Genomic DNA, 19,314 nt, shown 5'->3' on the forward strand with positions numbered 1-19,314 from the left:
AATTCATCTATTCCCTACACGCCCAACTTTACTCTAGCGTTCTTAGTAACGAGCTATATGAGTCTCGTTCAGGGTGAGGGTTTAGGACAAGTTGTATTTTTTTTGCCATTGGGCATGGTTGCTTGGCAGAAATTTACATTATTGAGTCCTGCCTTAGGTAATTTTGCCCCTCTTAAGTTCGCACCGCTGAAGTTAGCGCCATCAATGCGGGTTTCAGATAAGTTGGCATTGATGAGATTTGCCTGACTGAAGTTAGCATCCCGCAGTTTAGCTTGTAGTAACTCTGCTTGAGCCAAATTGGCTTTCGTAAAATTAGTTTCCCTGAGATCTGCTTGTGTTAGATTTGCTCCCACTAAATTTGCACGGGCGAAATTTGCTGATTTAACAAAGGCCTGCTGTAGATTCACCCTTCTTAAATCGGCATCTTGGAAACGGGCATTTTCTAGCAGTGCTGACTCAAGATTGGCCGATCGGAGATTGGCTTGTCTCAATATGGCTTGAGTCAGCGTTGCCTCTTTCAGTACAGCTTCTTCTAAGACAGCACTATGCAGAAAAGCTCTAGAAAGGTTGGCTTTGCTGAGTTGGGCATTACTAAAATTGACTTTTTCTAAATTAACGCCAATCGCAGGAGCTTGTTCCGCTTGGAAGAATTCATCTTTTTGGGGTTGCCGATATAGGACCAGCTCAGCCCCTTCTAGATTAATGCCTCTTAAATTGCAGTTAGCACAACTTCCTGTCCATCGAATGCGTTCAATAATTTCTTCAGAACTGGGAGCAATGATGGATAGACCGGCTGATTCGTCCACAGGGACAGTCGGTACATTGGTAGAAGATTCAGGGAGAGGAGAAGAAACGGTTGTGGGTGAAAGGCTTTGTGGAGATGGTTTAGAACTATTTCCTAGCCAAGTTAACAGTCCAACAAAGAGCACTGCTGCAATAATTCCCGTTCTCATGGTGTCCGCATAATTTGGCGATGCCTCTCACTCTATCCTTTTCGAGGTGTGTTGGAGTCAGAGAGTGAACATTGAATGCTACTTACTTAAAGTACAACAGTACGATTCGCCAATACTAGGAGAATATCGGATCTGAAGGAGTACAGAATGGCTTTCTTGATGATTTATAAGAGAAATTGCCTAGTAGAAGGGTGGATTCAAAGTCTTGATGTCATTTTTAATTTTTATTGATAGTGAAGAGAAAGATTATTTTGCTGTCGTTAAATATTAATTGTAAATATAGATGATAATTGTTGAAAGCCATTTTTCTTTTGCGTAATGTAACCTAGGTTACTCGGAAGATGAAGGTCTATGTGTAATATGGCAACGTCAGGTCGAGAAATTACTAAGACAGTTAAAAGTACAACAATGTAGTGTGTTTTACATAACCAGATTTCCTCTCACTAATTAGATTTATTTGTATGTTATTACACAGTTTTGCTTGAACTATTGAATTAGCTTACTTGTGTCAATGCAGATGCCTCTTAGTCATTAAAGAAAGACTACATCTTTCGATAATTATTCGAAATTCTTAAGACAGAATCATTACTTGTCTCAGATAATCTTGTTTCTATCTAAGCGTGTGCTAAGTGGTTGGCAATCTCCTTTATGTTGAATCCCTCTTTGACTATTCTTTATCAGATTGATCCCCTCGATATCAGCATCGGTGGTATCCAGACAACCATTCTGAATTTTATTAAGTATGCGCCTCAAGATTTCGATATTCGATTGGTAGGGATCTCATCTAGAAAAGAGTGCGAAATTGGTCGCTGGCAGAGTGTTTTAGTGTTTGACAGGCAGATACAGTATCTTCCTCTACTTTATGTTAAAGATGATAATGTGAGAGGTCTTATACCCACTACGCTGAAATTTCTTCTAGCGTTGTTTGGAAAAGAGTTAGACTCTGACTTTCTGCATTTTCATAGAATTGAACCTTCCTTAGTATCTATGAATTGGCATGGAGAAAAGACATTGTTTATTCATGCAGACATAAAAAAGCAAGTTAATGGTCAGGGAGATAATAAAGCTTTTTTATGGAGATATTTTCCTTCGGCATACTTCTTTTTTGAAAATTTTCTAATTAAGCAATTCTCTTATGTGCTGTCATGTAACTCAGAATCACTTCAGTATTTTCGGGAAACTTACTGCTCTACCGAAGATCGGTATCAGTTGATCCGAAATACTGTAGATGATGAAATCTTTTTCCCACTATCTACTCCACTGAAAGACCAGAAGCGTCTGCAGCTAATAGCGGAAATGGGGTTGTCACTGGGAACACGTTTCATGGCCTATGTGGGGCGATTGCATCCTCAAAAGGATCCATTGTTATTAGTTAGATCAATCGCAGAACTCGATGATGCCAATATTCATCTACTTATGATTGGAGAAGGTGAATTAAAAGAAGATATTGAGTCAGAAATCAAATATTTAGGGCTAGATAGTCAAATAACTTTGTTGGGAGCTATGAATTCGCGAGAAATCGCAGATATTCTTAGAGTCAGTGAACTTTTAGCCCTAACCAGTATCTATGAAGGTCTACCTATGGTCGTATTGGAGGCCCTCTCCTGTGGAATTCCAGTCGTTTCCACAGATTCAGGTGAAACCTCTAAACTTTTGACGGAGAACACAGGAGTTGTAATTCCAACTAGAACACCTGAATCTACCGCTGATTCTCTCAGGACTGTGTTGAGAAACTCTCAAAGTTTTCCTAGCAAAGCTTGTGCCCAATCATCTAGTCCCTACTGGGCTAGGTGGGTTGTTTCTGAAGTCTATAACGAAATGCGAGAACGATGGAAAAACAAACAGCAATTATTAGAGAAAACTTTCTCGACAGTGTAATTTTCGATAGCTTTGTCTCGGATGAATCTGGGCGTCATTACTTCGAAGCTGCGAGAACAGCCCCCGACGCCAATCTGAGACTGCTCTCTTAACTCCCAAGTACTTATATAGGAGCCTGATCCCATGCTAGCAGCAATTTTCAGTGATATTAGTCAATTCAGATCTAACCCATTAGATAGCTTGAGCTAAAAAGCAATGTTGAATTCAAGTTGAATGCCATGAAAAACTATATTTCCAAGTTTGTAATGTTGCTTTAATTTGAATATCTCTTAACACTCAAACGATTTAGTTTTATCTGCGGTCCCCGACGCCAATCTGAGTCCGCTCAACCCAAGTACTTGATGTCATGAATAAGGTTGCCAAATGAAAGTTGCCGTTATTGGACCAAAGGGTCTACCTGCAAAGCAAGGTGGAATAGAACATCACTGTTCAGAGGTTTATCCTCGGATGGTTGCCCAAGGAAATTCTGTTGTTCTGTTTGCCAGATCTTCTTATACAAATCTGTCGTGGTTCAAAAGAACCTCCTATGAGGGGGTAGAGGTTGTAAACCTTCCCAGCATTTGGCTGCGGGGGATTGACGCTTTTCTATCTTCTTTTATTGCTACAATATCGGCTTCTCTTGGACAATATAATATTGTTCACTTTCATGCATTAGGTCCTTCTTTATTCTGTTGGTTACCCAAATTAAATCCTTTTCAGAAACCTCCCAAAATTGTCGTAACGTGTCAAGGCTTAGACTGGCAAAGGGCGAAATGGGGAACATTCTCTAGCACCGTTATTAGACTGGGTGAAAGAGCAGCTGCTATGTTCGCAGATGAAATAACAGTTGTTTCAAGAGAACTTGAAGCTTATTTTTGGCATACTTATCAACGAAAGACAGTCTATATTCCCAATGCACCAGCTACCTATAAAAATTCAGATCCTGACTTTAGGTTCGGGAAATCTCTAGGCTTAGAATCTGGAAAATATTTTATTTTTTTAGGCAGGCTTGTTCCTGAAAAACGACCTGAACTCCTCATTGAAGCATTTAAGAGAATAGAAAATTGTGGTTGGAAGTTAGTACTGGTTGGCGGAGTTAGCGATACAACGGTCTATCACAAAGAACTCTTGACGAGGGCTGAGAATAGAGAGGATGTTGTGTTTGCAGGCGAGCTAAAAGGTGAACGGTTAGCAGAGCTTGTTAGAGGCGCTGGGTTATTTACCTTGCCTTCAGATTTAGAGGGGTTGCCATTAGCAATGTTGGAAGCAATGCGGGAAGGTATTCCTATCCTCGCAAGTGATATCTTGGCACATCGTCAGTTGCTTGGTAACGATAGAGGTATGTTGTTTCAAGCAGGAAATCTTCAATCTTGCATTGATAGCATTGATTTTGCATTAAAAGATTTAGAAAAACTCTCCCAAATGGCTAATAGAGCTAAACAGCATGTTGCTGAAAACTATACTTGGCAAAAAATTACTGCTGACAACTTAGATCTCTATTCGGCTCTTTTAAGATCAGATTATTCTCTTCATCCTGAAGAAAGTGAAACTGTAGATGTGAAGTAATGGGTGGGCTTTTGTCTTCATGATCACTAAGGTTTATTGACTTCTCCTCTTCTATTGTTGAATGGATTTAGTTGGACGTTATGGGTATTGGGTTCGGCTTGGTTAGGGCAAAAATTATTTGCTTGAGCTAAGCGTACTAAGTCAGACAAGTAAGTCATCAGCTTTTTAATCCTGTTATGAACGAATCTGTTTCAAAAGTATTCAAAATAATTCATAGGAATCGTTGGACTACAGCAGGGACCTTTCTATCTGTTTTTACTGGGATAGTAGTGTATCTGCTGATTACTCCTCGTCTTTATTCAGCAAAGGTTCGGTTAATTCTGGATCAAAGGCCAGCCACTAGTATTTCCCCTCTAGGCCGTGATATTGCTCAGACGCCAGGGGATAACAACAAAGGGTTAGCAACACAAGAAGAGCTTGTCCGCTCAAAAAGTGTTCTCACAAAAGCTATTGTCCTGTTTAATCAAAGCAATGAAGATAGTGCAGTTGAGAAAGTTACTTTAGGCGAAGCTAAGCAAGAAGTTTCCACTGAGGTTATTCCTGGCACTCAGATCATTGAGATTTCATTTCGGCATACTGATCCACAAGTCACTTCTTCATTATTGAATCTGATCGCCTCGAGTGTTATTCAAGAAAATGCAGAGACTATTCGATCTGAAGCAAGGGCTACACGACAATTTTTAGAGAATCAAATTCCTCGCAGGCAACAGGAACTCGTTAAAATTGAATCTTCTATCAGTCAGTTTAAGCAACAATACAACATTGTTTCACTAGAGGAAACAGATAATAAGCGCTTGACGCAGAGTATTGCTGAAGCAGAAAAAGTTGCTGAGGAGATATCGGCTGAATTAAAGCAAGTACAAGCCCGGGGATTGGCACTCAGCAAAATCATAGACCAAAGTTCTGACAAAGAATCCTACTTATCGACAAAGGCAGGACAGAACCCTGAGCTAATTAGTTTGAGAGATCAACTGTCTAACCTGGAGTCGCAGTTAAAGATCAAGCGAGAGAGTTTAACGGATGATCATCCCGATATACAAAAGCTAATAACTGAAAAGGAAGCTGCACAAGCACTGTACCAACAAAAGTTATCAACCATACTGCCTGGGAGTAGCTTGAATTCGAATGGTACGGTTCAGGTTGCGAATGAGAAAGTTGCCCAAGAATTGTCAGAAAAATTAGTCCTTAGTGTTGTAGAAAGAAATGAGCTTAGGGACAAACTGGCCAATACAAGATCCTATATTTCTACGTTAGATGCTAGGCGAAAGCAGTATCCAGTCTTGGAAAAGACTTTAGCCTCATTGCAAAGAAAAAAAGAAGGGTCAACAGAATCAGTTAATCTCCTGCGTCAGAAGCTTGATGAGGCACGTATTGCAGAAGCGCAACTAGTTAGTAATCTGAGAATTATTGAGGAAGCGAATAAGCCAACGTTACCTTCATATCCTAATATTCCTAGTTTTCTCGTGCTAGGCATTATGGCTGCTGTTGCACTGTCAGCGGGGGTCACTTTAAGTGCTGAAGGTATGGATGGACGGCTAAGAGACTTAGAGAATGTAGAGGAGCTAGCAAAAGTACCTTTGTTAGGTGTAATACCCCTGCAAAAGAGTAGTCGTTTGTTCCCAGCATTACCCTTTGCTGAACTCTATAATAACTTGCCATTATTGGAATCAGTAAGAGGTTTGTCTAAGAATATTGAGTATAAAAATTCAACTGAAAGCAAGGTTTTAGTTATAACGAGTGCGATTTCAGGTGAGGGTAAATCATTTGTGGCAGCAAACCTAGCTGTTCTATCGGCAATGCTATCGAAAAAAACCTTATTAATTGATGCTGATATGCGGCGCCCTACCATCCATAAGCTTTTTCAAGTCTCTCAGGATCCTGGATTGCAAGATTATCTAAGAGGCGCAGTAAATGAAGGTTTGCCCTCAGCGATCCATAGCACATCAATTAAGAATTTATCAGTGATGACTTCTGGGAAATTTTCATATGATAATGTCTTCTCTTTTGAAACCCAAAGAGCTAAGGAACTATTGGCTGAGGTGGAACAACATTACGATGTGATTGTTATTGATACTCCGCCAGTCATGGCTTGTTCTGATGCTTTAGTATTGAGTCAAGGAGATCGTCAAACAATTATGGTTGCTAGGCTTGACGTCACTCCTAAGCAAGTTCTGAATCGATCTATAGACATCTTAAATTCTAATAATGTCAATGTTGTAGGACTGGCAATAAATGGTGTATCTTCCTCAACTGACAAATATTATCGGTACTTAAAAGAAGATTATGCATTGGCAGCATGACCTCTAATGTATGAATCTTTTTCTGAAATTGATATGAATATATGACTATATTCGAACTAAATAAAAAAAATATTAGCTTTTTTTTACTTTCGTTGTTGGTTGCTTTGGCAACAGCAGCGTGGGGAGAAGTGACTTTACAGCTATTAATTTTATTGATAGTTGCTGCAGCTATTTTAGCTTTTTTTCTGAAAGAAATTGAAATCAGCATACTTTTTTTGCTTGTACTTAGAAGCTCACTTGATTTCTTTACTCAACTTAAGATACCTGCTGCTTATGGAGTTGGGATCGAGTTATTAGCAATATGCTATATGGTTTTTTGTTTTATAAGAAATAAATCAATACAAACAGACTCTTTTGGGTGGTTATTGTTGGGCTGGACCCTTTTCCAAGGGTTATGGCTATTTTTAATGCCAGTAGATGCATTGGGATTTGATGCAACCTACTTAGCTGAAAGTGTTAGAGAGTGGCTAAGAATATTGATATGGCCAACCGCATACTTTCTCGTAATGCAGTTAAAAGGGAAGGTCTCACCTCAAAAGATTCTCTCTGTCTTATTGCTGGCCTTACCTTTACCAATTTTACTGGCATTATTTCAGTTAAAAAATGGAATAGTAAGAATTAATTCAACTTTTGCCCATGCGAATGCGTTCGCTTCATTTCTCTTGTTGTTTATGGGGATAGTATGGTGGAAATATAAAAATTCTACTAGATTTAAGTGGTTATGGATTACTCTATTAGGGATAATCTCATTTTTATTGATTAGCACTAAAGCATTGTTCGTTTTAATGATGTTGCTAGTGTCTTTATTGGTGATCATTATTCCTAAATTGAGCTTAAAAAGTTTGATTTTTGGAGTTTTAAGTTTTTCTCTTGTAATCAGTTTATTTTCTAGTACAGACTATGGAAAGTCAAGACTGGAATCTATTGCAAGTACGCCTTTGCTAAATCCAGAGATTAGTATTAATAGAGGGATTCTTCTTTCCGAATCTGACCACAATAGTTTTAACTGGCGCTTATCTCATTGGCATACAGTTTTAAAGGCATGGGAAAAACGCCCATTCCTTGGCTATGGCCTAGGACTAAGCAAGCAATCTATCGACAGTAAGTATTTACCACATAATGACTATATAAGAGCATTGATTGAGGGTGGAATATTAGGGATTTTTTCTTATTTAGTATTGTGGAGTTTATATCTTGCGCAATCAATTAAAGTAGTCCGATCTTCTACTTTAGACTCACACAAAGATTTGAGTCTAGTTGTTGCTGCTCTAGTTGTTGCAGTTTTAGTAGGAATGGTAACAGAAAACATATGGAGTCATACGGTGTTTTTCTTCTATTTTTCTGTCTTGTTTGCAATATCAAGCTGGGATTGGAGTTCGCCGGATATATTATGCCTTAATAATTAGATTGCTAATTACTAGTTCTCTCTTAAAAAGATGCTTATGTATGAAATTAAAAAGAGTTTAAATATTGAGCATGTCACCTTGGATTTATATCTTATCTATGTGTTGAAATTTTTATATCAAAAGATTTTTTATCTTACCTGTCCTGAACAACAAATTCTTATGATTATTGGCTGCCAACGTTCAGGCACAAGCTTAATTAATCGGATTTTTGCAAGAGATTTTCATGTCAGTGTATATAGAGAATCTAGCTGTCTTTCATCTAATGATTCAACTCATTCTGGGCATTTGAAGCTAAGACTGAATTCATTCCAGTCTTTGGAAGCAGAGTTGTTGAAAGATAAATCTCCTACCATTGTTTTAAAGCCGTTAGTAGAAACACAAAATATTTTGTGTTTATTAAATCACTTTCCTCAATCAAAAGCTTTATGGATGTATAGGGATTATAGAGATGTCGTAAACTCATTTTTGAATAAATTTAATCTTAATGTAGGTATAAGAAATATCAAAGCTATTGTTGATGGGAATACGGGGTTTTGGTACTCGGAATCGATCCCTTCTTCTGTTCGCTCTACCTTGATTAAATTCTATAAGGATGATATTCAACCTACTGATGCGATTGCTCTATTTTGGTATGTCAGAAATGCATTCTTTTTTGAGTTAGAGCTTAATCAGAATTCAAGAGTGATGATGTGTAAGTACGAGCATATGGTTTGTTATTCAAATCAATTCTTAAACCATATCTATTCCTTTTTAGGGAAAAAGTTTCGAGATGAAAATACTTGGGAGATTAATGCATGTTCTGTGGGCAAAGGTAAGTCTATAGATTTATCAGAAGATATCCAGGAATTATGTGATGGCTTACTTAATAGGCTTGATCAGTCATTCACTTTGCAAATGACTAACGGTCAACCTTCCCCTATATTGTCCTAGTTTTTTAACATCCAATTTGATGTTTGGTATTCAGTTGGGATAGAACATAATGAACCAACTTTTGACATATATTTTTCAAGACTGGGAGGTTAATAAGCAGACTAGTTTAAAGTCACGGCTTGTGCTTTCTTCCTTTAGAGCTTCTCAATTATTATCAAAGCTGCCCTATCCGTTTAGATTGGTAACTTATCTATATCAGATTTTTGCTGAAATTCTATTTGCAATAGAACTACCTTTTGATACCAAAATTGGCAGTAATTTACAGCTTCAGCATGGATTTAGTCTTGTCGTTAATCACGCTACAACTATTGGTAGTAATTGCATAATTCGGCACTCTACTACGATTGGAAATAAGATTTTATGTGATGGTTCTACCTCTTCTTCTCCGGTTATTGGTGACAATGTTGAAATTGGTTGTAATGTTGTTATTCTTGGACCCATAGAGATTGGTAATAATGCTGTAATTGGAGCAGGAGCCATTGTGGTATCAAATGTTCCAGAACATGCTGTAGTAGCTGGTAATCCGGCCAAAATTATTCGATTAAATAGCATTCATTCTGACTTGTCATACGTTAACAGATAGTTGAATTAACTAAATCGTTTATTCCTTTTTTTAGTAGTAATAAAATAATCGTAATTTAGTACTAGATATATCAGATGACTAAAGTTTCCGTTATTATTACGACTTTTAATTCTATGCGTTTCTTTCCGGAAACGTTAGCTAGTGTTTTACGACAAACCTTTTCTGAGATCGAAGTCATCGTTGTTGATGATGGTAGTTCTGATGGTATTTCTGACTGGATTACTTCTGTTGAAGATTCAAGGATAATCTTCCACTCCCAATCCAATCAAGGAGTATCCTCTGCTCGGAACACAGGCATCAGCCTTGCCCGAGGAGAATATATCGCTTTTCTGGATGGGGATGATGTTTGGGTTCCGACAAAGGTGGAACGGCAAGTTAAGGTATTAGACCTTCATGAGGAGGTGGGGTTGGTCCATACATGGCTGGCTTTAATGGATGAAGGAAGTCGGCTCACGGGCAGAGTTATGAAGCCCCATAGTGAGGGAGAGATATGGCAAGAAATTGTTGAATCTAATATGATTGCCTGTTCTTCTGTGATGGTAAGACGTGCCTGTTTAGACATCGCAGGTACTTTCGATTCAACGTTGATAGTTGCTGAAGACTGGGATTTATGGATTAGGGTAGCAGCATCTTATCGAATTTCTGTGGTTAGAGCCCTTTTAGTTCAATACAGAATTCATCCTTCGAGTAAATCGAAACGATATCCAGAAATGGTTGAAGATTTTCGAAAAATTATTGAGCGGGCATTTCAATCTGTGCCCTATGAGTATTTACCGATTAGAAGTCGGAGTTATGGTCGAGTAAATTTGTGTATTGCGTGGAAATGTATTCAAGCTAAAGAACCAGATTTTGAGAAAGCTAAATTTTTCTGCCAACAAGCATTAAGTCATTATCCAAGTTTGCGATTGTCTAGGGAGTTTCTCTCATTCTCTATCGCCAGCAGCATGATGCAAATTATGGGAATGGATAGCTATGTTTGGTGCCTTAGTTTGTTTAATACTATGCGGAAAATATTCTCTCGAACCAGTGTGCTATGGGAGCATGTCACCTTTGTAAGCTAGTATTTATACTCATCTCAAAAATCCTTGCTAGCCTTGCTTTCAGGCATCAAATTTTTAATTCCAAACTTTGTGCATTTGCAAAGGTGACATGCTCCCGTGTGCTATCTAATCCCTTAGGTACTTCTAGTTAATTGATATGTTTTCTAATATACGTATTGCTATTCGGAATCTCTTAAAAGCAACTGCACTATGGCAGGAAAATCGGTTGATCCTGAAGGAATTTAAATATTTTCCTGGGATTACTGTGGCTGCGATCGCATTCTCTTTAGTCGCTGCATTTATGTCAGGCTCTACGATTGCTCTAATAGGAGTTTTTCTGCAGGGACTTACAAATCCTCATGAATCACCTATTTACACTGGCATTTATTGGCTGGACTCTTGGGTACTCGGAACATATTCTCCCTCTTCTGAACGAATTGTGCGTTTATCTGCACTCATCTTAATAGTCATTTGGCTACAGGCAATTTTTATTTATCTGGGTCAACTATATTCTAGATTAGTCGCTATTAATTTGACTGAGCGTCTACGTAGAAGCCTATTCGAACAGCTGCAAAGGTTGAGCTTAAAGTTTTATTCAACAACTAAAGCAGGCGAGTTAATTAATAGTATTCGAGGTGAGACAAATCAACTTCAACAAGCTTTTGGAGTTATATCAGTATTTATAACTCAAGGGGCAACTCTTCTAATTTATGTAGGGTTAATGTTTGTACTCTCTTGGAAGCTTTTAGCAGCAGCCTTCATAGTTTTTTGTTTGCTTTCTATTGTAGTTTCTAATATTTCTGCAAGAGTTCGAGAGGCTAGCTTTGATGTCCCAAAAGCAAATGGCCAGTTTTCAACGAATACACTTGAGTTTATTCATGGAATTCGGACAGTGCATGCTTCAGCTACTCATGAATTTGAACGAAAACGTTTTTACAAGTCGACACGACAGGTTGCAAAATCAATGGTTAAAGTTGCCAAGCTCTCCGCAATAGTTGGACCATTGACTCAAGCCATATCTGGAACGTTGCTAATTCTTATGGTTGCATTTTCATATAATTCATTGGTGGAAAGTGGTCAGATGAGAACAGTCACATTACTGACTTTTCTGCTTACCTTATCTCGAACAATGCCTGTAGTTACTAAATTAAATGGAGCCTGGACTAAATTAAATTCTTTTCAAGGTGCCTTTCATAATATCAAAGAACTTTTAAGATGTGATAATAAACCATATTTAGAAAATGGTAAAACTCAATTTTTAGGCTTAAAGTATTCTATTGACTTTGTGTCTGTAAATTTTGGTTACGCCATTGATGAACCCATTCTTCAGGACATCACACTTTCCATGGTTAAAGGGCAAACAACTGCATTAGTAGGAGCATCGGGAGCAGGTAAATCAACATTAGCAGATCTTATTCCTAGGTTTTATGATCCTTTACAGGGAAAAGTTCTGATTGATGGAATTGAACTATGCGATTATGATATTCATTCTTTACGTCATAAACTTGCCATAGTTAGCCAGGATACGTTTATTTTTAATGCCTCTGTTCTATACAACATTACATATGGCTTAGATGAGGTATCTGAAGAGGCTATTTGGGAATCTACGCGCCAAGCTAATGCGATTGATTTTATTCAAGAACTACCTGAAGGATTAAATACTCAATTAGGCGATCGTGGTATTCGCTTATCCGGTGGACAGCGACAACGAATTGCGATTGCACGAGCATTGCTTAGAAATCCAGAGATCCTTATTTTGGATGAAGCCACTAGTGCCCTAGATTCTGTGACTGAACGGCTGATCCAAGAGTCATTGGAGAAACTATCTCAAGGTCGAACAGTGATTTCGATTGCTCATCGATTATCTACAGTTGTTCGTGCTGACAAAGTAGTAGTTCTAGAGCAAGGCCAGGTCGTTGAGCAAGGAGGTTATCAGGAGTTGTTAAAGCGACGAGGGAAGTTATGGAAGTATCATCAGATACAACATGAACTCGGACATGTAAGCTAAAGCTTATTTTATATTTTCATGATTGCTTTGAACCTACTGAGATCAAAGAATATAAGGGTATTAAACGTTGAAAATATTCTAGTTTTTTGATATGAAATTAAATGATTCTAAAGAGTTAGATAGTCTAGACTTCATAAGTCATAAGGTTTCTCAATATTTCTGTAGTCTTTGGGATAGTACAATAGGTGGTTTTCGATTTACACCTGCGCAGCCAGTAACTTTAATGGCAACGTCTTATACCATTCTTGGGCTAGAGCTTACAAATAGTTTGGATAGGTTGAACTTGTTCCAAAAAGAGGCAGTCATCGACTATTTGCAAGCAAATGTTAAACATGATGGTTCTTTTGTTGATCCTCTTTTCAATCTCAAAGACTCTTTAAGTGAATATCATGATTTAGGTTATTTCCAAGAAGAAACTACAACCCTTTGTCAACAAGCTCTTGATGCCTTATCAGCCGCTCCTCCTCCTCCTCGCGATTGGGAGTCTGATCACCGTATCAAGAGAGGTATAAGCCTCTATTTTGAAGCACTCGATTGGCAAGATGCTTGGATGGATTCAAACCCCGTTATGTTCGTTCTAAGTCAACTCTGTCATGATGCTGAACGTCATCAAAAACAAGAGTTGTTGAACTATGTTGATAGTGCTTTGGATTGGCTTGATAATCACCAAAGTCCGGATACGGGTTTATGGAGAGGGCCACATGAGGTCTCTTTAGTCAATGCAATGGCTGCTACATTTCATTTCACATTTTTCTACCGCTATCGTGGTCGACCCATCAAATATCTAGAGAAAATCATTGATTCATGCCTTAGTTTACAGCGACCCCATGGATTGTTTAGTGAAGGAGGTGTAGTTGGTCAAACGTGTTTAGATTTCGACGCTATTGATCTATTAGCTAAAGCATCGGCTATGAGTGATTATCGTGAAAAAGATGTTAAGCATTCAATGACCCTTGCGTACAAGGCTCTCTTACGACTACAAAACAATGTAGATGGCGGTTTTGCAGATAGTAAAGAGAAACTACAGCGCCGACAAAGCTATAAATATAGGTTGATAAAAAAATTAGGCGCATCACGGTGGATATCTCCCACTATAAGAGTACCTGTGAAAGGAACTTACCATGTCTGTTGGAAATTGCTTTCTTGTAATAAGTCAGATAGCAATGCTTTTTCGACATGGCTGCGTTTTATGAGCCTAAGTTTGATTAATCATAAGAAGACAACAGAGTATCCCAAGAAAAATTTTACTTTCAGACGACTACCATTTCTCGGATTTCATATATAGCGCCAATATTTTGTGAAAGTCAATCTCGAGCGAGATGAAAGCAATGAACTCTCTGATTAGAAATCTCTCACTTCTAAATCAATCGAAGAGAAATTCTACAAAAAAAATTGTTGGAGAAAAAATTATTGAGATAGCTCCCTTAAAAGCACTCTATATACCAATACCTAAAGTTGCTTGCTCTAGCATCAAGCGAGCGATCGCTGAATTCCTCAAAATTGAAATCCCTAATAATGGTATCAACATTCATAATGCGCATTATCCAATAGTTGATAGAGATATACTGCATCAATATGATGATTATTGGAAATTTTGCTTTGTGAGAAACCCTTGGGATAGATTAGTTTCTTGCTATACAGAAAAAATTAAAGCTGATAATAACTTCTCTGGTATAACAGGAAGTTTTGTCAACGGTATCCATAAGGGATTTGTAAAATATGGCATATTTAAAGCAAACATGCCTTTTAATGAATTCCTAAAGGCAGTTGCAAGTATCCCGGATCATGAAGCAGAACAACACTTTCGATCTCAATATACATTTATAGTTGATGCTCATGGTAATTCTCTGGTTGATTTTGCGGGAAGATTTGAGAATATTAATGAAGACTTTGACAGCATACTCAAAACTCTGAATGCGTCTTCAGAACTGAGTTTATCTCGGTCAAATAAGACTCGCCATAAAAACTATAGAGAATACTATTCAGATGAATCGCTTAGTATATTTTCAGAAAGATATTCACAAGACATAATTCGATTTAACTACAAATTTTAGTTGATTTCTTTGTTTGAAAATTTCTTATGGAGATTTTAGTTTTACTTTAATAATTTTTTTGTATCTATCATCTATTCTTTTTAAGCTGTAAGTTTATTTAGATTAGAGTAAAACTTTAGGCTTATTAAGCGTGGAAACTCATTATTGTCAAGAGAATTTAAAGCCGATAATAATTTTTTAATGAAAACAAGATTTTATGATAAAATTTTTTATCATACTTTATGCTTAAGATATAGTTTACCTATTTAAATCTAAATATTAGTAATTCTTTGAATGCTTTTCCTACATTTTATTCGAGAACTTTTCTGAGAAATGAGTAGACATATACCTAAAGTAAGCGTTTTGATGTCTGTTTACAATGGAGATCGATATCTAGAAGAGTCTTTGAATAGCATTCTTGATCAGACTTTTACTGACTTTGAAGTAGTGATTATTGATGATAACTCTTCAGATGAAACCCAATCTATATTGAGTTATTTTGCAAGTAAAGATTGCAGAATAAGGTTGTCACATAACTCAGAAAATATTGGACTAACCAAATCTTTAAATAAAGGGTTACGTCTTGTTCAAGGAGAATATATTGCTCGGCAAGATGCAGATGATATATCTATGCCAACACGCTTTGAGAAACAGGTCACCTGGCTAAATAATCATCCTGAAACAACTTTGATTTCTGCTGAAATTCAAAGAATTAGACCCAATGGGAATTTTGGTAATGTCAGTGAAAGGAGCTGCCCTCCAAATTTGCTACCCTGGCACTTGCTTTTTCATAATCACCTAGGTGGTCATAGTCAAGTCATGTTTCGGTGCCAATCCGTCCTTCAACTGGGTGGCTATAACGAAGCATATCGATATAGCCAAGATTATGAACTGTGGTGTCGTCTAGCTCAAATTGGTGAACTATTCATATTACCAGAGGTTTTACTGCATCAGCGATTTCACAGCTCCAGCATTTCTAGCATTAAACGAGCTGAGCAGAATGAGTTGGTATTTAGCCAGATAGCACGAAATATCGAGCAGTTGACTGGGAAAGTGCCTTTAAAGAAAGAGGTTGAAAATCTACATTGTCTTTGGTCGACCAATCAAAAGACTCAGATCAAGCGATTCCCTCCAACTGAAATGGCTAGGCTTCTCAATCGACAGCTCTGTTATGTCTATCTTGCCTATGCGACTCAACAGGCTGCTTCGCTTCGGCGACCACTGCGTGCTTTGATTGCACAAAAGTTTTTGGATTGGGCAAATAGACTAAGTTTACGCAAGCAGTTGTTAGCTAAACTTCAAATTTATTGGTTTTCTCTTTGTTGGTCTCCCCAATTGGTGGTTAGACAATCGATAGAAAAGCTCAGTAAGAAAGCAATATTCTTGGAAATACAGAGGCCAGCATATAGTGTTCGAAATAATATTGCGGAAATATTTAAGAGTGTCAAAGTTCTCTAATGTATGTATTTAGAAAGATTAAACTGTCAGTCATGGGAGAAATAGCTAATGGATAGCTCTACCCCTGTTATTTCTGTAATTATGCCTGTATTTAACTCTCTGCGTTATCTGGACGAAGCAGTTAATAGTATCCTACAGCAGAGTTTTCGAGACTTTGAGTTTTTGATTTTTGATGATGGATCTACTGATGGTTCTCTGAAGAAGTTACAGCAATATGTAAACAAAGATAAGAGAATTCAATTGTTTGCCCGAGAGCATAGGGGCTTAACAATATTGCTTAATGAAGGGCTGAAAAAAGCCAGAGGCAAATATATTGCCCGAATGGACTCAGACGATATTGCCTTGATAAATCGATTTGAGACCCAACTGACATTTTTAGCCCAGAATCCAGAGTGCGTGGCAGTAGGTTCAGAAATCTTGAGAATTGATCCAGAGGGTTTACCCATTGGTATTAAAGGACAGCCGACCAAACATGAAGAAATTCTCCAAGCTTTATTGAATGGTAAAGGAGGGATTATTAACCACCCTAGTGCGATGTTTCCTCGTGCAGCCCTTGAAAAAATTGGTGGATATCGTTGCTATTTGGAACCGGCAGAAGACTTTGATTTATTTGTTCGGCTTTCTGAGATTGGTACGCTGGCAAATCTTCCTCAAGTGTTGATTAAGTATCGCCTTCATTGTCAGAGAACAACCAATCGTAGAAGGGACATTCAGTTGGAAAAAGTTCGCGAGATTGTACACCAAGCTTGGTTCAAGCGGGGCATGGGTGCTCCACCCAAAGATTTACTTAATAGCCAGCCAATTTTATCTCCCATAGAAAGTAGAAATCATTGGGCTCAAACAGCCATATCCCAAGGATATTTAGTTACTGGCTTAAAGCATTTCTTTATTCTCTTAGTCAATAGGCCTTATTCGCTAACTACTTGGAAAATGGTGTTGAGGGCCTTAATGAAGTCCAGTAAACATAGGAACTTAGCCAATTTTGTAAATTCTGCAGCGAGGTAAACATGAGATGGTCCTAGGCGTTAGTATTATTATTTGCTGTTATAACAGTGCTCAGGAGCTACCACAGACCCTTCAGAATCTAGTATTACAACAAGTCTCGGCTGACGTGCCCTGGGAAGTGGTAATCATCGATAATGCTTCAACGGATGCGACAGCAAAAGTAGCCCAATCTCTTTGGCCAAACTCTGCACCTGCTCCGCTCAGGATTGTCCATGAATCTAATTTGGGGCTAATCAATGCACGGTATAGAGCATTATCAGAAGCTCAATATGAGATTCTCAGTTTTATCGATGATGATAACTGGATTTGTTCAAATTGGGTGCAGACAGTCTCAGAGTTGATGTCTCATAATTCTGAGATTGGGGCATGTGGCAGCCATAATATTCCGGCATTTGATGGGGAAAAACCTTGGTGGTTTGACCTAAGTTCTAGAAGTTATGCGGTTGGTAAACAAGGGCCTGATGAAGGAGGAGATATTACTGGGTCAAGAGGGAGGTTAATTGGTGCAGGACTAACGATTCGCAAGTGTGCATGGCAACAACTTGTTGATAAAGGATTCAACTCTTTACTCGTAGGTTGCCAGGGAAAAGCATTGAATCGAGGTGAGGATACAGAGCTAACCTTTGCTCTTGTACTAGCTGGTTGGCGAATATGGTATGAACCCCGGCTCACACTACAGCATCACTTACAAGCAGAACGGTTGCAGTGGTCTTATTTGCGCCGTTTACGTAGAAATGGAGGAAAAGCAACTATTGGCTTTGATCCTTACCGATTTGCGTTTGAAGAAAAGGGGAGCGAACATCATATTTCTTTCTGGTGGAATGTCACTAAGAAATCTGATCAAAAATTTGAGCGGCAAGTTTGGTATTTTCAGGTTGTTTCAGTCTTGAAAGAGTTGCTTTGGACACCTATGAAATTATTTACCTCCTTTTTCCGTCCGATGGAAGGAAGCTTAGATGTATTGAAAATTGAGACTAAAATTGGCAGGTTACTAGAGCTACTAAATAATCGAAGAGCATACGATATAAATATTCAGTCTGTTAGAAATGCTGCGTGGAGAAACAAGAATTTAGAGCATAAAATTGTATTTATGAAATAATTTTTATATTACAAAGAGAATCGTTTAAGAATGGATAAGCAATGGTGATCTTTTAAATTGATCGGCAAGAAAAATTTATAGAATAGTTAACAAAAAGTGTAATGATTAGAAAAGATAAAGGAGCATTTGTTTTAGTAATTCCTGTTCGAAATCCTCAGGACCAAAAGGTTATTGATTATAGCTGTATTGAAGCGATATTACATGAAACGGTAAGGTCACTTACCCAGCAATCCTATAGTCACACCCATATTGTTATTGTTTGCCACAAAATCCCTTCATGGGGAGGGACAATAGGAAACAATGTGACTTTTTTAAATGTCTCAAATATCCCAGCATTCCCTGCCAATAAAAATCCTGTAAGAGTAGATAAGGGATTGAAATATATTATTGGTATTTTATATGCAAAAAATAATCTCAATCCAGATCTAGTCATGCCGATGGATGCAGATGACTATGTGAATGTTAAGCTTGCCAGTAAATTGGTAAAAAAAGATAAATTCAATAGATTCAATAGTAATAGAGATGGATATATCTTAAAGAAAGGGCTACATGTAAACCTCCAAATTGCTGCTGACTACTCAGTGAATTATGAAGTGGCGTATTTAGTTGAGGAATTTGATCGAACCTGTGGATCTTGTAGAGTTTTTAAGACAGATGCTCTAATGAAATCAATAGAAACAATTGATGTTGATATAGCTAGTCGATTTAGTTACTGGCCATTGCGATCGCAAAATGCATCGGTGACTGTTCCTGCTGAGCCAGTAATGTGGCTCAGTGATATTTCTCAGCCACATTACTTAAGTGAAAATAATATTGTCAATATTTTAGGTAGGCATATCAAGCAAAGTCCATACTTTAAGTTGGCACCCCTTAACTTCGTAGGTGCAGCAAAAGGATGTGGCCATGGCAACCATGATGGCCCTAAACAAGGTGAGGTTCATATGGATAAAATTATTGGCAATATTTCTGCTCAACAATTTTGCAATAACTTTGGGATACTCAATAAAAACTATCTTAAACCAACCCACAAAAAAATAAACCTGGGTTTTCTTACGAATAAATTTCCCTTGTTTTAG

Annotated in this window: 15 protein-coding genes; 14 read left to right on the forward strand and 1 reads right to left on the reverse strand. The window is 37.9% G+C overall.

Annotated features, from left to right (window positions below; genetic code table 11):
• Positions 1–68: 68 nt before the first annotated feature.
• Positions 69–953 (reverse strand): pentapeptide repeat-containing protein, encoded by an 885-nt coding sequence (locus I1H34_RS11930; RefSeq protein ID WP_212665817.1) that lies wholly within the window; start codon positions 951–953, stop codon positions 69–71.
• Positions 954–1,601: 648 nt separating this feature from the next.
• On the opposite strand from I1H34_RS11930, the gene I1H34_RS11935 reads away from it, so the two are divergent.
• The 14 genes from I1H34_RS11935 to I1H34_RS12000 all read left to right on the forward strand — a co-directional run bounded on the left by I1H34_RS11935 (position 1,602) and on the right by I1H34_RS12000 (position 19,314).
• Entirely contained in the window at positions 1,602–2,831 is a 1,230-nt protein-coding gene (locus tag I1H34_RS11935) for a glycosyltransferase (protein WP_212665818.1), read from the forward strand.
• Positions 2,832–3,194: 363 nt separating this feature from the next.
• Positions 3,195–4,376 carry a glycosyltransferase family 4 protein gene (locus I1H34_RS11940; RefSeq protein WP_212665819.1) on the forward strand — a complete coding sequence of 394 codons (1,182 nt, stop codon included), beginning with the start codon at positions 3,195–3,197 and terminating at the stop codon, positions 4,374–4,376.
• A 176-nt stretch (positions 4,377–4,552) separates the two neighbouring features.
• Positions 4,553–6,676, forward strand: a complete 2,124-nt coding sequence (locus I1H34_RS11945; protein WP_212665820.1) for a GumC family protein — start codon at positions 4,553–4,555, stop codon at positions 6,674–6,676.
• Between the two features lie 41 nt (positions 6,677–6,717).
• The gene (locus I1H34_RS11950; protein WP_212665821.1) at positions 6,718–8,082 is read left to right on the forward strand and encodes an O-antigen ligase family protein; all 1,365 of its coding nucleotides are present in this window, start codon (positions 6,718–6,720) and stop codon (positions 8,080–8,082) included.
• A gap of 36 nt (positions 8,083–8,118) precedes the next feature.
• Positions 8,119–9,012 carry a sulfotransferase domain-containing protein gene (locus tag I1H34_RS11955; RefSeq protein WP_212665822.1) on the forward strand — a complete coding sequence of 298 codons (894 nt, stop codon included), beginning with the start codon at positions 8,119–8,121 and terminating at the stop codon, positions 9,010–9,012.
• Between the two features lie 49 nt (positions 9,013–9,061).
• Positions 9,062–9,595: a serine acetyltransferase gene (locus I1H34_RS11960; protein WP_212665823.1), complete on the forward strand. Its 534-nt coding sequence runs from the start codon at positions 9,062–9,064 to the stop codon at positions 9,593–9,595.
• Positions 9,596–9,669: 74 nt separating this feature from the next.
• Positions 9,670–10,656 (forward strand): glycosyltransferase family 2 protein, encoded by a 987-nt coding sequence (locus tag I1H34_RS11965; protein ID WP_212665824.1) that lies wholly within the window; start codon positions 9,670–9,672, stop codon positions 10,654–10,656.
• A 136-nt stretch (positions 10,657–10,792) separates the two neighbouring features.
• On the forward strand, positions 10,793–12,643 hold the full coding sequence (gene hepA / locus I1H34_RS11970) for a heterocyst formation ABC transporter subunit HepA (protein WP_212665825.1): 1,851 nt from the start codon (positions 10,793–10,795) through the stop codon (positions 12,641–12,643).
• 91 nt (positions 12,644–12,734) lie between these two features.
• Positions 12,735–13,928, forward strand: coding sequence for a prenyltransferase/squalene oxidase repeat-containing protein (locus I1H34_RS11975; RefSeq protein ID WP_212665826.1), 1,194 nt, complete (start codon positions 12,735–12,737; stop codon positions 13,926–13,928).
• Positions 13,929–13,971: 43 nt separating this feature from the next.
• A complete protein-coding gene (locus I1H34_RS11980) occupies positions 13,972–14,697 on the forward strand; it encodes a sulfotransferase family 2 domain-containing protein (RefSeq protein WP_212665827.1) in 726 nt (241 codons plus the stop codon).
• A 345-nt stretch (positions 14,698–15,042) separates the two neighbouring features.
• Positions 15,043–16,134 carry a glycosyltransferase gene (locus tag I1H34_RS11985; protein WP_212665828.1) on the forward strand — a complete coding sequence of 364 codons (1,092 nt, stop codon included), beginning with the start codon at positions 15,043–15,045 and terminating at the stop codon, positions 16,132–16,134.
• A 48-nt stretch (positions 16,135–16,182) separates the two neighbouring features.
• On the forward strand, positions 16,183–17,139 hold the full coding sequence (locus tag I1H34_RS11990) for a glycosyltransferase (protein WP_212665829.1): 957 nt from the start codon (positions 16,183–16,185) through the stop codon (positions 17,137–17,139).
• 7 nt (positions 17,140–17,146) lie between these two features.
• Positions 17,147–18,238: a glycosyltransferase gene (locus tag I1H34_RS11995; protein WP_212665830.1), complete on the forward strand. Its 1,092-nt coding sequence runs from the start codon at positions 17,147–17,149 to the stop codon at positions 18,236–18,238.
• 101 nt (positions 18,239–18,339) lie between these two features.
• Positions 18,340–19,314 (forward strand): hypothetical protein, encoded by a 975-nt coding sequence (locus I1H34_RS12000; RefSeq protein WP_212665831.1) that lies wholly within the window; start codon positions 18,340–18,342, stop codon positions 19,312–19,314.

Origin of the sequence: Acaryochloris marina S15 (assembly GCF_018336915.1) — a bacterium.
Lineage (GTDB): Bacteria > Cyanobacteriota > Cyanobacteriia > Thermosynechococcales > Thermosynechococcaceae > Acaryochloris > Acaryochloris marina_A.